This is a genomic window from Streptomyces sp. NPDC104381, assembly GCF_055583745.1.
Genome location: NZ_JBVJNK010000012.1, coordinates 114,892 through 128,832 on the forward strand (window position 1 = coordinate 114,892; position 13,941 = coordinate 128,832).

The 13,941-nt window shown below is 70.3% G+C and carries 10 protein-coding genes and 4 tRNA genes; 5 read left to right on the forward strand and 9 right to left on the reverse strand.

Annotated features, from left to right (window positions below):
• Window positions 1-55 precede the first annotated feature (55 nt).
• Window positions 56-1,129: a phosphoribosylformylglycinamidine cyclo-ligase gene (purM, locus tag ACZ607_RS33305; RefSeq protein ID WP_469741280.1), complete on the forward strand. Its 1,074-nt coding sequence runs from the start codon at window positions 56-58 to the stop codon at window positions 1,127-1,129.
• Between the two features lie 140 nt (window positions 1,130-1,269).
• Here the strand turns inward: purM and ACZ607_RS33310 are convergent, their stop codons facing one another.
• Together ACZ607_RS33310 and ACZ607_RS33315 are read right to left on the reverse strand one after the other, a co-directional pair.
• On the reverse strand, window positions 1,270-1,527 hold the full coding sequence (locus ACZ607_RS33310) for a DUF3073 domain-containing protein (RefSeq protein ID WP_014155056.1): 258 nt from the start codon (window positions 1,525-1,527) through the stop codon (window positions 1,270-1,272).
• 343 nt (window positions 1,528-1,870) lie between these two features.
• Complete coding sequence (locus ACZ607_RS33315; protein WP_469741283.1) at window positions 1,871-2,962, reverse strand: Leu/Phe/Val dehydrogenase; 1,092 nt, start codon at window positions 2,960-2,962, stop codon at window positions 1,871-1,873.
• 178 nt (window positions 2,963-3,140) lie between these two features.
• On the opposite strand from ACZ607_RS33315, the gene ACZ607_RS33320 reads away from it, so the two are divergent.
• Both ACZ607_RS33320 and bldC read left to right on the forward strand, forming a co-directional pair.
• On the forward strand, window positions 3,141-3,983 hold the full coding sequence (locus tag ACZ607_RS33320) for a DUF8083 family protein (protein WP_469741285.1): 843 nt from the start codon (window positions 3,141-3,143) through the stop codon (window positions 3,981-3,983).
• A 660-nt stretch (window positions 3,984-4,643) separates the two neighbouring features.
• Complete coding sequence (gene bldC / locus ACZ607_RS33325) at window positions 4,644-4,850, forward strand: developmental transcriptional regulator BldC (RefSeq protein ID WP_003949541.1); 207 nt, start codon at window positions 4,644-4,646, stop codon at window positions 4,848-4,850.
• 515 nt (window positions 4,851-5,365) lie between these two features.
• On the opposite strand, the gene ACZ607_RS33330 is transcribed toward bldC, so the two are convergent.
• From ACZ607_RS33330 to hrpA, 3 genes are all read right to left on the reverse strand, one after another.
• Complete coding sequence (locus ACZ607_RS33330) at window positions 5,366-5,758, reverse strand: DUF6274 family protein (RefSeq protein ID WP_469741287.1); 393 nt, start codon at window positions 5,756-5,758, stop codon at window positions 5,366-5,368.
• Window positions 5,759-5,899: 141 nt separating this feature from the next.
• Window positions 5,900-5,974 (reverse strand) — tRNA-Asp (locus ACZ607_RS33335).
• Window positions 5,975-6,090: 116 nt separating this feature from the next.
• The gene (gene hrpA / locus ACZ607_RS33340) at window positions 6,091-10,023 is read right to left on the reverse strand and encodes an ATP-dependent RNA helicase HrpA (protein ID WP_469741289.1); all 3,933 of its coding nucleotides are present in this window, start codon (window positions 10,021-10,023) and stop codon (window positions 6,091-6,093) included.
• Between the two features lie 177 nt (window positions 10,024-10,200).
• On the opposite strand from hrpA, the gene ACZ607_RS33345 reads away from it, so the two are divergent.
• Both ACZ607_RS33345 and ACZ607_RS33350 read left to right on the forward strand, forming a co-directional pair.
• Window positions 10,201-10,995: a DsbA family protein gene (locus ACZ607_RS33345; RefSeq protein ID WP_469741291.1), complete on the forward strand. Its 795-nt coding sequence runs from the start codon at window positions 10,201-10,203 to the stop codon at window positions 10,993-10,995.
• Complete coding sequence (locus tag ACZ607_RS33350) at window positions 10,992-11,825, forward strand: cytochrome c biogenesis CcdA family protein (RefSeq protein WP_469741293.1); 834 nt, start codon at window positions 10,992-10,994, stop codon at window positions 11,823-11,825. The genes ACZ607_RS33345 and ACZ607_RS33350 overlap by 4 nt, the downstream gene beginning before the upstream one ends.
• Window positions 11,826-11,865: 40 nt before the next feature.
• Here ACZ607_RS33350 and ACZ607_RS33355 read toward each other — a convergent pair.
• The 4 genes from ACZ607_RS33355 to ACZ607_RS33370 all read right to left on the reverse strand — a co-directional run bounded on the left by ACZ607_RS33355 (window position 11,866) and on the right by ACZ607_RS33370 (window position 13,823).
• Window positions 11,866-11,942, reverse strand: a tRNA-Phe gene (locus ACZ607_RS33355).
• A gap of 22 nt (window positions 11,943-11,964) precedes the next feature.
• Window positions 11,965-12,039 (reverse strand) — tRNA-Asp (locus tag ACZ607_RS33360).
• A gap of 39 nt (window positions 12,040-12,078) precedes the next feature.
• Window positions 12,079-12,151 (reverse strand) — tRNA-Glu (locus tag ACZ607_RS33365).
• 136 nt (window positions 12,152-12,287) lie between these two features.
• Window positions 12,288-13,823, reverse strand: a complete 1,536-nt coding sequence (locus ACZ607_RS33370) for a metallophosphoesterase family protein (protein ID WP_469741296.1) — start codon at window positions 13,821-13,823, stop codon at window positions 12,288-12,290.
• Window positions 13,824-13,941: the final 118 nt, after the last annotated feature.

The window sequence follows — 13,941 nt, forward strand, 5'->3', positions numbered from 1 at the left end:
ACCGGCCGGCTGCTTCCCCACCAGCCCCGTATTCCCACACGAAAGATCCCGGGCAATGTCTGAGACAACAGGTGCTTCCTACGCCGCGGCGGGCGTCGACATCGAAGCCGGTGACCGCGCCGTCGAGCTGATGAAGGAGTGGGTGAAGAAGACGCAGCGCCCCGAGGTCGCGGGCCTCGGCGGCCTCGGCGGATTCGCCGGCCTCTTCGACGCCTCGGCGCTCAAGCGGTACGAGCGCCCCCTGCTCGCCTCCGCGACCGACGGCGTCGGCACGAAGGTCGACCTGGCCCGGCAGATGGGCGTGTACGACACCATCGGCCACGACCTCGTCGGCATGGTCGTCGACGACCTGGTCGTCTGCGGCGCCGAGCCCCTCTTCATGACGGACTACATCTGCGTCGGCAAGGTGCACCCCGAGCGTGTCGCGGCCATCGTGAAGGGCATCGCCGAAGGCTGTGTCCTGGCGGGCTGCGCTCTCGTCGGCGGCGAGACGGCCGAGCACCCGGGCCTGCTGGGCCCCGACGACTTCGACGTCGCGGGCGCCGGTACGGGCGTGGTCGAGGCCGACCGGCTGCTGGGCCCGGACCGTATCCGTAAGGGTGACGCCGTGATCGCGATGGCGTCGTCCGGTCTTCACTCCAACGGGTACTCGCTCGTGCGCCACGTGGTCTTCGACCGGGCCGGCTGGACCCTGGACCGTCAGGTCGAGGAGTTCGGCAGGACGCTGGGCGAGGAGCTCCTGGAGCCCACCAGGATCTACTCCCTGGACTGCCTGGCCCTGACCCGTACGACCGAGGTGCACGGCTTCAGCCACGTCACCGGCGGCGGTCTGGCCAACAACCTGGCCCGGGTGATCCCGGACGGCCTGCACGCCACGGTCGACCGCGGCACCTGGACGCCGGGCGCCGTCTTCGACCTGGTCGGCAAGGCCGGACAGGTCGAGCGGCTGGAGCTGGAGAAGACGCTCAACATGGGCGTCGGCATGATCGCGATCGTGCCCGCCGACTCGGTGGACGCGGCGCTGACCACCCTGGCGGACCGGGGCGTCGACTCCTGGGTCGCCGGCGAGATCACCGAGCGGGGCGACCACGCCACGGGCGCCGAGCTGACCGGCGACTACGCACGGTAGGACGTCATGACCGCCGGTCCGGTACGCCATCGGGCCGGCGGTGGGCGGAGACGCCCCGTCGGCCCCACGCCGATCCGTACCGGGACAGCACAGAACCCGGTCCGGGCAGGCCCGGACCGGGTTGATGTGTCAGCGCGAGGTCAAGCGCCGCGGCGCTGTGACGACGGACCGGACTGGTCGTCCTCGTCCGCGTCCTCGTCGTCGTTGTACAGATCCGCGTACTGTGCGTACGGGTCATCTTCCTCGTCGTCGTCCTCGAACGGCTCGGCGTTCGGTGGCTGACTCGAAGGCGATGCGCCCAGCTCATTGGCCAGACGCGACAGGTCCGTCCCGCCGCTGCTGTACTTCAGCTGGCGGGCGACCTTTGTCTGCTTGGCCTTTGCCCGGCCGCGCCCCATGGCTCGACCCCCTCGGTGACGGGGCTCGACGGCCCCAGAGTCTTGACACGCGTTCATGTTTCAGGACGGACTCTCAGCAGAGAGACCGCGCCCGTGGCTTTAACGGTACCTGCTTCCTCGGCCCTACGGTACGCCGCCCGCATCACGCGCCTCGGTACAGGACCGCAGAGGAGCCCGTCCTCGCTGGTCAACCCCGATTTTAACCTCTTGTGGACGGCCGACCCGCCGACCGGAGTGAGTCTTGTCTCCCTGCGGCCCGCCGGCCGCCCCCGCGCGTGCGAGAGCCCCCGTCACCGGGTTCTTCCGGCCGTCCGGTGACGGGGCCCTACGCAGCGGTCACACCTCAGCGACGGCGCGCGTCCGCCATCCGCTGCTCGGCGATCCGGTCGGCCGCCGCGGCGGGCGGAATCCCGTCCGCCTTCGCACGTGCGAATATGGCCAGCGTGGTGTCGAAGATCTTCGTGGCCTTCGCCTTGCACCGGTCGAAGTCGAAACCGTGGAGCTCGTCGGCGACCTGGATCACGCCACCGGCGTTCACCACGTAGTCCGGTGCGTACAGAACCGATCGGTCGGCAAGGTCCTTCTCGACGCCCGGGTGCGCGAGCTGGTTGTTGGCCGCGCCGCACACCACCTTGGCGGTGAGCACCGGGACGCTGGCGTCGTTCAGCGCGCCGCCGAGCGCGCACGGGGCGTAGATGTCGAGCCCCTCCGTGCGGATCAGCGCGTCCGTGTCCACGGCGACGGAGACCTCGGGGTGCAGGTCGGTGATCCGGCGTACGGACTCCTCGCGCACATCGGTCACGACGACCTCGGCGCCGTCGCTCAGCAGGTGCTGGACCAGGTGGTGGCCGACCTTGCCGACGCCCGCGACACCGACCTTGCGGCCGCGCAGGGTGGGGTCGCCCCACAGGTGCTGGGCGGAGGCCCGCATGCCCTGGAAGACGCCGAACGCGGTGAGGACGGAGGAGTCGCCCGCGCCGCCGTTCTCGGGGGAGCGGCCGGTGGTCCAGCGGCACTCCCGGGCGACGACGTCCATGTCGGCGACGTACGTGCCGACATCACAGGCGGTCACATAGCGCCCGCCGAGCGAGGCGACGAACCGGCCGTAGGCCAGGAGGAGTTCCTCGGACTTGATCCGGGCGGGGTCGCCGATGATGACGGCCTTGCCGCCACCGTGGTCGAGTCCGGCCATGGCGTTCTTGTACGACATGCCGCGCGACAGGTTCAGCGCGTCCGCGACGGCCTCCTCCTCGGAGGCGTACGGATAGAAACGGGTCCCGCCGAGGGCCGGGCCCAGGGCGGTGGAGTGGAGGGCGATGACGGCCTTGAGGCCGCTGGCACGGTCCTGGCAGATCACGACTTGCTCGTGGCCCCCCTGATCCGAGTGGAACAGGGTACGCAGCACATCTCCAGGCACGCCGGTCACATCGGTCACTGTGGTGACTCCCAAGTACGAAGCGGCGGAAAGACCCTCCTGAAGGTGGGGAGGGTCCCGGACCGACCGCCACCGGCCGGTCCGACTGGGCAAGAGCGTAAGTCCTCGTGGCGCGTGGATCGGTTCCCCTGCCCGGGATCACCCCCCTGTGGAGTACCGGCGTGACACGATTTACCGCATGTCGGTGGTGTCTTCGGTGCTCATCCCTTACGCGTCCTACCTGCGGGTGTACGAGCCGCTCGCCGCCTTCCGTGAACCCGAACGGGGCCACTGGACGCGCTACGCGCAGCGCGCCCGGCTCCCCACGGCCCAGGACGAGCTCCGGCGCTCGCTGGCGGACCTGGTCCCGACCCCTCCGGTGGCCGTACCGGTGCACGAGAGCGCGGACGCCTTCGTCGCCCTGGTCGACGGAGTGGTCTGCGTCTGTCCGTGGCGGACCCGGATGCGGGGCTGGATGGCGATGAGCGAACTGGGGGGTCTGTTTCCGGCCACGGTGCTGGACGCGGTGCTGCCCCCGGTGGTGCGGGGGCAGGCGGCGGCGGACTACGAGCGGTGGGCCGAGCGGAACCCGGACGCCCGTCCCTGGATCCGGACCACCGTGTGGCACGTACCGGTGCGCTGGTTCGTGCTCTTCGACGACGAGGAGCGGGAGTACGTGACCGCCGGCGCCGCCGGGGACCGGATGCTGCGCTACCGCACCCCGATGGTGCAGGCGCGGCGCCGGCTGGCGCGGGCGCTGCGGACGCTGCGGGAGACCGTCGACGAAGGGCCGCTGACCGAGGGCCTCGTGGAGGTGGGCCGCTGGCTGGAGGAGTTCCATCCGCGCGCCATGGTCGAGCTGGACTACGGCGGCCTCGTCCACGCGCTGAGCGGCGAGCAGCTCGCCGCGGACCGTTCGGCCGCGGACGTGGCCGAGGGCATCGCGGCGCTGCGTGCCGGGGACGGCGACGCGGCGGCCGTCGCGTACGGACGTCTCGCCGACCGGTGGCGCGCGGTGCGTGACCTACAATCCTCCAACTAGCCCGAAGCGGTGTGAATAGGAACGCACCGTCGCATAGAGGCGCTATCCGCAGGGAAGAGACATCCTGTGAGGTGTCCGACATCCATCGGCACCGAGGGAGCCCGGCGGAGGTGAACGGCGATGTCCTGAGGTGAACTGACGGGCTGTGAACCGGGATCCGGTGTGACGCGTGCGACAGGTGGGGCGGGAGACCGCTCGCCGGGGCCGGGACCTACGTCCCGAACCGGGCCTTTGCCTCAAGCGTGATGGATAGCACTAACGGGGCCCTTGCGCCCTTCCCTACTCCTCATGCCAAAATAGGACAAGGAGTCCGGGGAGGGCTCTGTCCGCCCAACTATGGGTGGAATGCTCAGCATTGCACGCTATGGGGGGTCTGACGACTTCTGACGACTCCTGGTTGTCCTGTGACTGATCGTTACTGGGGCGTGACTGTCCGCTATGGCATGGTCCATCGGCTTCCGTCGCTGATGAACACCTGGGAGGGCAATTCCATCGGTTTGGCCGACGTGGCTGGACGGATGGTGTAGTTGTAGTGCCGAAGACAAGCCGTTCGTCCTATAACCGACTCGGCCCGCGTCCGCCATTTCGGGCAACGCGGGTCAAGGTGCAGAATTTAGAGGAAAGAACCGAGATGGTTCGGTTCTCCCGAGGAGGCCGCTCATGACCGCTCGCACCCCTGATGCCGAGCCGCTGCTGACCCCGGCTGAGGTTGCCACGATGTTCCGCGTGGACCCGAAGACGGTCACCCGTTGGGCAAAGGCTGGCAAGCTCACGTCCATCCGCACGCTCGGTGGGCATCGCCGGTACCGCGAGGCAGAGGTCCGCGCACTGCTTGCGGGTATTCCGCAGCAGCGCAGCGAGGCCTGACACACCCCCTGTCGCCGCAGCCACAACAGGGCGCTCAAGGGTCCCCCAACCCTGGGTGTCCGCACTCATAGCTCCATACGACGGGTGCCCGCCCCAACGGGTGCCATGCCTGTGACACCTGGGTACGTCGTTCGATCGCGCTGGACTCCGCCGGGTCCAGCGCGATCTTTTTGTGCCCGGTCCTCCTGCGTCCACGGTGCCGTGAGTGGGGTCCGAACGGCCGGGGTGTCCGCCCGAACCGGCCGACGGGTCGGTTTGCGGGCGGTCCCGTGCGTCTGTGGGCGGGCCTGTTCGGGACTGTTCGCCCGGGTCCCTGATGGCGTGGGCCGGCTCGGGTGGAACGGTCCGGGATGTACTTCCGGGGGAGTGCAATTGCACATATTAAATTCGCCAGTTGTAGGAAGTGCGTAAAGTCCCCCCTGCGCAAAACTGATTCGGTGACTCCCGTCACACCGACGTGGTCTTGCCAACTTCGAGCTTGCCACTGTGCGGGGGCGTCCCGCAGCGGCAGATGGTCATGTCGCGTAAGGACTTTCGTCACTGGGGAGGGGGTCCGGGTGGGGCCTGCCGTGGTCGGGCGTGCCCTGGTCCGGCCCGGGCGGGCGGCGGTCCGTGCCGGGTGCGCGGTGGTCCGTGCCGGCCGTGCCCCCGGTCTCCGTCGCCGCCTCCCGGGGCGCGGCCTCCACGGGGTCGTCGGCGGCGGGCTCGGCGGCCGGTACGGCTTCGGCCGCACCGTCGGCCCGCTCCGCCCTGTGCGGCTCCTGTGGGGCCGTCAGAGGCTCCATGGCGAGCCGCAGCAGCCGGTGGCAGATCGGGCAGTGGCGGGTGAGGTGGCGGTAGCCGGAAGCGGCCGCCAGATGGGCGCGCAGCAGCGCGCGGGTCTCGTGCCTTTCCGTGGGCGCAGTCATGCGTGCGGCCTCCCGGTGGACCCGGCCGCCCCCGTCGAGGGAAAGGGGGACGGACTCCGTCCTACGGGGTTACCCGTGGCGGGGGTCGGCGTCAAGACGCACGGAAGCCCGGATCCAGAGGATCCGGGCTTCCGTCTACTGCGGTCCTGACGGGATTTGAACCCGCGGCCTCCACCTTGACAGGGTGGCGAGCACTCCAAACTGCTCCACAGGACCAGGTTTTCGCTTCCGGCCTTGCGGCCTGCTGCGAAGACAGACTGTACAGGAGGTCTGCGGGCCAGGTCGAACTCACCCACGGTGGCGGAGCCGCTACGGCTCCCGGGCGGGCCGGATCAGGGTGCGGCCGCGTCGATCGCCTTCACGATCCGCTTGTCGGAGACGGGCTGCGAGGTGCCCAGCGCATGCGCGAAATAGCTCACCCGCAGCTCCTCGATCATCCAGCGGATGTCCAGGACCTCCTGCGGCACGGGCCGTCCCTGCGGCAGCTGTTCGAGCAGCCAGGCGTACTCGTCCTGCATCTCGTGGACCTTCTCCATGCGCGTGGTGTCGCGCTGGACGTTCGTCGGCATCTGCCGCAGCCGGCGGTCCTCGGCGACCAGGTAGCGCATCAGGTCGGGCAGCCTGCGCAGCCCGGTCGCGGTGACGAACCCGGGCGGCATCAGGCGCGCCAGGTGGTCCCGTACGTCCGTGACGTTGTTGATCAGGACCAGGCTGTTCGTCGACTTCAGCCGGCGCTCGCAGGCCTGCCAGGCGGCCAGGATCTGCTGGACCTGGCCGATCGTGCGGACGGTGAGGTCCACGAGGTCGGCGCGCACCTTGTCGTACAGCTTCCGGAACGACGCCTCGTCCCAGGCGGGGCCACCGTGCGCGGCGATCAGCCGGTCGGCCGCCGCCGTCGCGCAGTCGTCGAAGAGCGCCTGGATGGAGCCGTGCGGATTGCGGGACAGCGCCAGCTTCTGCTGGTTGGTGAGCTTGTCCGAGGCGAACTTCGCCGGGTTCACCGGGATGTTCAGCAGGATCAGCCTGCGGGTGCCGCGCCACATCGCCTGCTGCTGCTCGGCCTCCGTGTCGAAGAGCCGTACGGCGACGGTCGCGCCCTGGTCGACGAGCGCCGGGTACGCCTTGACCGGCTGGCCGGCGCGACGCGTCTCGAAGACCCGGTTCAGGGTGCCGATCGTCCAGTCCGTGAGGCCCGAGCGCTCGATGGACTCCCCGGAGGGTCCGGCGGTCGCCGCGGCGGCCTTGGAGAGGGCCTGGCGGGCCTTCGGACGCAGCTTCAGCTTCAGCGCCTCCAGGTCCTTGTCCTCGGCGACCTTCCGCCGCCGCTCGTCGACGATCCGGAACGTGATCTTGAGGTGGTCCGGGATCCGGGAGAGGTCGAAGTCGTCCGCCGTGACCGGCACGCCGACCATCCGCTGGAGCTCGCGCGCCAGGGTCTGCGGCAGCGGCTCCTGGAGCGGGACGGCCCGGTCGAGGAACTTGTCCGCGTAGTTCGGGGCGGGGACGTAGTGCCGGCGGATCGGCTTGGGCAGTGAGCGGATCAGCTCGGTGACGACCTCTTCGCGCAGGCCCGGGATCTGCCAGTCGAAGCCCTCGGAGGTGACCTGGTTGAGGACCTGGAGCGGGATGTGGACGGTCACACCGTCGGCGTCCGCGCCCGGCTCGAACTGGTAGGTCACCCGGAACTTGAGCTTCCCCTGCCGCCAGGAGTCCGGGTAGTCGTCCTTGGTGACGGCCCCGGCCTTCTCGTTGATGAGCATCGAGCGCTCGAAGTCGAGCGCGTCCGGCTCGTCACGGCGCTTGTGCTTCCACCAGGAGTCGAAGTGGGCGCCGGAGACGATGTGCTCCGGGATCCGCCGGTCGTAGAAGTCGAAGAGCGTCTCGTCGTCCACGAGGATGTCGCGGCGCCGGGCACGGTGCTCCAACTCCTCGACCTCGCCGAGGAGTTTGCGATTGTCATGGAAGAACTGGTGATGGGTGCGCCAGTCCCCCTCGACCAGGGCGTTGCGGATGAACAGATCGCGCGACGCCTCCTGGTCGATACGGCCGAAATTGATCTTGCGCTGGGCGACGATCGGTACTCCGTAGAGCGTGACCCGCTCGTACGCCATCACCGCCGCCTGGTCCTTCTCCCAGTGCGGTTCGCTGTAGGTGCGCTTCAGCAGGTGCTGGGCGAGCGGCTCGATCCACTCCGGCTCGACCTTCGCGTTGACCCGCGCCCAGAGCCGGGACGTCTCGACCAGCTCCGCCGACATCACGAAGCGCGGCTGCTTCTTGAAGAGCGCGGAACCCGGGAAGATCGCGAACTTGGCGCTGCGGGCGCCCACGTACTCGTTCTTCTCGGTGTCCTTCAGCCCGATGTGCGACAGGAGGCCGGCCAGCAGCGAGGTGTGCACCGCCTGCTCCGGGACGCCCTCGTCGCCCTTGGGCTCCTCGACGGTGATGCCCATCTGCTTGGCGACCGTACGCAGCTGGGCGTAGATGTCCTGCCACTCGCGGATCCGCAGGAAGTTCAGATACTCCTGCTTGCACATCCGGCGGAAGCTGGAGGAGCCGCGCTCCTTCTGCTGCTCCCGGACGTAGCGCCACAGGTTCAGGAACGCCAGGAAGTCGGACGTCTCGTCCTTGAAGCGTGCGTGGTTCTGGTCGGCCTGCGTCTGCTTCTCCGAGGGCCGCTCGCGCGGGTCCTGGATGGAGAGCGCCGCCGCGATGACCATGACCTCGCGGGCGCAGCCGTTCTTGTCGGCCTCGATGACCATGCGGGCCAGGCGCGGGTCGACGGGCAGCTGGGAGAGCTTGCGGCCGAGGGGGGTGAGCCGCTTCTTCGGATCCTTCTCGGCCGGGTCGAGGGCTCCCAGCTCCTGGAGCAGCTGCACGCCGTCGCGGATGTTGCGGTGGTCCGGCGGGTCGATGAAGGGGAACTTCTCGATGTCGCCGAGGCCGGCCGCGGTCATCTGGAGGATGACGGAGGCGAGGTTGGTCCGCAGGATCTCGGGGTCGGTGAACTCCGGGCGCGTGACGAAGTCGTCCTCGGAGTACAGCCGGATGCAGATCCCGTCCGACGTACGGCCGCAGCGGCCCTTGCGCTGGTTGGCGCTGGCCTGGGAGATCCGCTCGATCGGCAGCCGCTGGACCTTGGTGCGGTGGCTGTAGCGGGAGATGCGGGCGTTGCCCGGGTCGATCACGTACTTGATGCCGGGGACGGTCAGCGAGGTCTCGGCGACGTTGGTCGCGAGGACGATGCGGCGTCCGGTGTGGCGCTGGAACACCCGGTGCTGCTCAGCGTGCGAGAGGCGCGCGTAGAGGGGGAGCACCTCGGTGTGTCTGAGGTTGCGTTTGTTCAGCGCGTCCGCCGTGTCCCGGATCTCCCGCTCCCCGGAGAGGAAGACCAGGACATCGCCGGGGGCCTCGTGGTCCAGCTCGTCGACGGCGTCGCAGATCGCGGTGATCTGGTCGCGGTCGGAGTCGTCCGTGTCCTCTTCGAGGAGGGGCCGGTAGCGCACCTCCACCGGATACGTCCGCCCGCTGACCTCCACGATCGGCGCCTCGCCGAAGTGCTTCGCGAAGCGCTCCGGGTCGATGGTCGCCGAGGTGATGACGACCTTCAGATCCGGGCGCTGGGGCAGCAGCCTGGCCAGATAGCCGAGCAGGAAGTCGATGTTCAGCGACCGCTCGTGGGCCTCGTCGATGATGATCGTGTCGTAGGCGAGGAGCTCGCGGTCCGTCTGGATCTCGGCCAGCAGGATGCCGTCCGTCATCAGCTTCACGAAGGTCGCGTCCGGGTTCACCTGGTCGGTGAAGCGCACCTTCCAGCCGACTGCCTCGCCGAGCGGGGTCCTCAGCTCGTCCGCGACGCGCTCGGCGACCGTGCGTGCCGCGATCCGGCGGGGCTGGGTGTGCCCGATCATGCCCCGGACGCCGCGCCCCAGCTCCATGCAGATCTTGGGGATCTGCGTGGTCTTGCCCGACCCGGTCTCACCGGCGACGATCACGACCTGGTGGTCGCGTATCGCCTCCAGGATCTCGTCCTTCTTCTGGCTGACCGGGAGCTGTTCCGGGTACGACAGAGCGGGCATCCGCCCGGCGCGCCCCGCGAGCCGCTCGGCTGCCTTTCCGGCCTCGGCGGAGATCTCGTCCAGCACGGACTGCCGGGCCTCGGGCTTGCGGATGCGCCGGGCACCCTCGAGGCGGCGGCCGAGCCTGTGCGCGTCGCGGAGCGAGAGCTGTCCGAGCTGGGACTGGAGATCGGCGAAGGAAGTAGACATACGGACCCCAGGATCTCACCCGCGCGCGAGGAGTGGCGAACGTATTTCGTCCGGGCCGCGTCACACTGCCGCCGGGACGACTCCGCGACAGCATCGGTCACCGAACGCAACCGTGACGTCACAGCACGTACCATTCCGGGCAACTGATCACCCGTCCCCGTGCAAGGCGGCCCACCCATGCCCATGCCCGACCGCCGCCCCTCGTCCCCCGCGAAGAAGCGGCCCGCCAGGCGGTGGCCGTCGAGGAAGCCGCTGCTCCTCGGCCTCGTCGTCGCGGTCGCCGCCGGGCTGCTCGGCCTGGTCTCCTACCGGGCGACCGCCCCGGACGAACCCGCCTCCGACACCCCCGCCGCCACCACGGCCACCGGACCCGACCCGGACGTCCAGGAGGAGCTGGCGGGGCTCGCCCGGCGCGACGCCGGCGACAAGCTGGCGCGCGGCCGCACCGACGCCCCCGTCGTCCTCATCGAGTACGCCGACTTCCAGTGCGGCTACTGCGGCAAGTTCGCCCGGGACACCGAACCCGAACTGATCAAGAGGTACGTCGACGACGGCACCCTGCGCATCGAGTGGCGCAACTTCCCGATCTTCGGCGCGGCGTCCGAGGCCGCCGCCCGGGCCTCCTGGGCGGCCGGCCGGCAGGACCGCTTCTGGGCCTTCCACCGGGTCGCCTACGCCGAGGACGCCAAGGAGAAGGGCTTCGGCAAGGACCGCCTCAGGGCGCTCGCCCGGCAGGCCGGCGTGCAGGACCTCGACCGGTTCGCGCGCGACTCCGACAGCGCGGAAGCCACCGCAGCGGTCCGCGCGGACCAGGAACAGGCCTACGGCATCGGCGCCACGTCCACCCCGTCCTTCCTCATCAACGGCCGCCCGCTGGCCGGAGCCCAGCCCACGGCCGTCTTCACCCAGGCCATCGAGGACGCGGCGGCGGAGGAAGCGAACGTCGGAAGCGCCGGGGACCCCGCCAAGTGACTGCGGACATCGGCTACTTCGCGGCGCTGCTCGGCGGCCTGCTAGCCCTCGTCAGCCCCTGCAGCGCCCTGCTGCTCCCGGCCTTCTTCGCGTACTCCGTCGACTCCGCCTCACGGCTCCTGGCGCGTACGGGCATCTTCTACGCCGGGCTCGCCACCACCCTCGTCCCGCTCGGTGCCGCGGGCTCGTACGCCGGACGGCTCTTCTACGGGCACCGGGACGCCCTGGTCGTCGGTGCGGGCTGGCTGATCATCGCCCTCGGCCTCGCCCAGATCGCCGGGCGGGGCTTCGCCTCCCGGCGGATCGCCGCGCTCAGTGGCCGGATCCGGCCCACGACCGCCCTCTCCGTCTACGCCCTGGGCGCGGTCTACGGGCTGGCGGGCTTCTGCGCGGGCCCCATCCTCGGCGGCGTCCTCACGGTGGCCGCCGTCAGCGGCAGTCCCCTCTACGGCGGTCTGCTGCTCGCCGTGTACGCCCTGGGGATGGCCGTTCCGCTGTTCGTGCTCGCCCTGCTCTGGGAGCGCTTCGACCTCGGCCACCGGACCTGGCTGCGCGGCAGGACGCTGCGGGCCGGCCGCTTCGAGCTGCACAGCACCTCGCTGCTCTCCGGCCTCCTCTTCGTCGGGCTCGGCGCGCTCTTCCTCGTGTACGACGGGACGACCGCGCTGCCCGGACTCCTGGGCGTGGACGAGTCGTTCGCCGTCGAGCAGTGGGCCCGGCGCCTCGGCGAGCGGGTGCCGGACGCCGCGGCGCTGACCGGCCTGGTGGCCGTGGTGGCGCTCGGGGTGACCGTGCAGACGGTCCGGCGACGGCGTGACGACGGCGGCTGAAGCACGGCGAAGGCCCCGTCCGGTGGACGGGGCCTTCGGGTGGTGGCTGGGGCCGGGATCGAACCGGCGACCTATCGCTTTTCAGGCGATCGCTCGTACCAACTGAGCTACCCAGCCACGCAGCTCATACGGGCTGCAGCGGTCCTGACGGGATTTGAACCCGCGGCCTCCACCTTGACAGGGTGGCGAGCACTCCAAACTGCTCCACAGGACCTAGCTAATGTGCGAGACAAGTCTCGCACACGGTAAAGCGTGCCCCCAACGGGATTCGAACCCGTGCTACCGCCTTGAAAGGGCGGCGTCCTGGGCCACTAGACGATGAGGGCTAAGGGCCCACCTGCGCGCTTTCCAGCGCGTCGGGGACGTGAGAAGCATATGGGATGCGAGGAGGTATCGCCAAAACGGTTTCGCCTCGCGTTCGGATCAGGGCGCGCGAGCCCGGCCCGATCCGAACCGGAGGCCCTACGGGGAGGTCGTCGAGACGCTCGGGGAGGGGGCCGGACTCTTCAGGTTCTCCTCCGGGAGGTGGCGGCTGACCTCGGCCGTCGTCAGGCCGAGGCCCCCGAGGGTGATCTCGTCCCAGGCCTGCAGATGCCGGGTCGGCCGGTCCAGGTAGAGCACCGAGGCGCGCACCTTCTCCGGCTTCTCGTTCTGCACCGCGCGCAGTCCGCCGCCGCCCGTGGAGCCCTCGACCTTCAGCCGCGTGCCCAGGGGCAGAAGTTCGTTGACCCGGTGGTGCACATGGCCGGCCAGGACCAGCGGGACCGTGCCGTCCGTCTCCCGTGCCGCGTTCGGGTCGTGCGCCACCGCGATGTCCACCGGGGTGCCCGCCCGCCTCTGGTCGCGCAGTGCCGAGGCGAGCCGCATGCCCGCGAGCTGCTCGGAGGCCTTGCCGCCGGTGGGGCGCGTGCGGTCCGGGGTGAACTGGGGGTCCCCGGTGCCGGCGATCCGCAGCCCGGCCACGCTCACCGCGTCGCCCTCGTCCAGGACGTGCGCGTTCCTGGTCTTCCTCAGGTGGGCCTGGGTCTCCTTGGAGTCGTGGTTGCCCCGCACCCACACATAGGGCGCGCCGAGGTTGCTGATGGGGTCCAGGAAGCCGTTCTCCGCGGCGGTGCCGTGGTCCATCGTGTCGCCGGAGTCGATGATCACGTCGATGTCGTACTGCTCGACGAGCGAGGCGATGATGTGCCACGCGGCGGGGTTGAGGTGGATGTCGGAGACGTGCAGGACCCGGATGGTCCCCGGGTCCGGCTGGTAGACGGGGAGCGTGGACGTGGCGTCGTACAGCTTGGTGACGTTGGTGACGAGCCGGGCCAGTTCCTGCTGGTAGACGTCGAATTCGGTGACGATCGAGCGGGCGTCGCCGACGACCGAGGGGGCGCTGGAGAGCAGCCCGGAGAACTTCGGCTCCAGGACGGACTTCGGGTTCCAGGTGGCGTAGGCGCTGACGCCCGAGGCGGCCAGCAGGGCCAGGGCGAGGCCCCCGGCGGCCAGGGCGCGGCGGGGGCGCCGGTAGACGACGAGGCCGAGGGCGGTGGCGCCGGAGACCACGGCCACGCAGGAGCGGACGGCCAGCTCCCGGGTGCCGGAGGCGACGTCGTCGGTGACCTCGTCCTGGAGGCCGGAGAGGCGCTCGGGGTGCTTGACCAGGGCCTGCGAGCGCTCCGGGTCCAGCTGGTCGACGTCCACGTCCAGGCGGACCGGGGCGTGGTGGGAGTCCAGCTCCAGGGCGCCCAGCGGTGACACGTTGATCTTCGTCCCTCCGCTCACCGACGGCCGCAGGGTCATGGTGGTGTCCATGGGTCCCACCGGCGTACGCACGCTGCCGACGACCAGGAGCCCGAGCCAGGCGCCCAGCACGACCACGGCGAGCAGGCCGAACGCGCGTTTCCAGGGGTGCGCGGCGGCGACGAGCCCGCCGGTGGGGGCGGTGGCGCGCGGGCGGGAGCGGCGGAGGCGGCGGACACGGGCGGCTGCGGCGTGGAACGGGCGTGCCATTGGGCGCGTATGCCCCGATCGGGCGGCGGACATGCGGACGGGCCGGGACGTGTGGGCCGGGCGGGTGGCCCGGGCGGCGGGTGCGGCCCGCCCGTTCCGGCCCTCCGTACGTGACAAT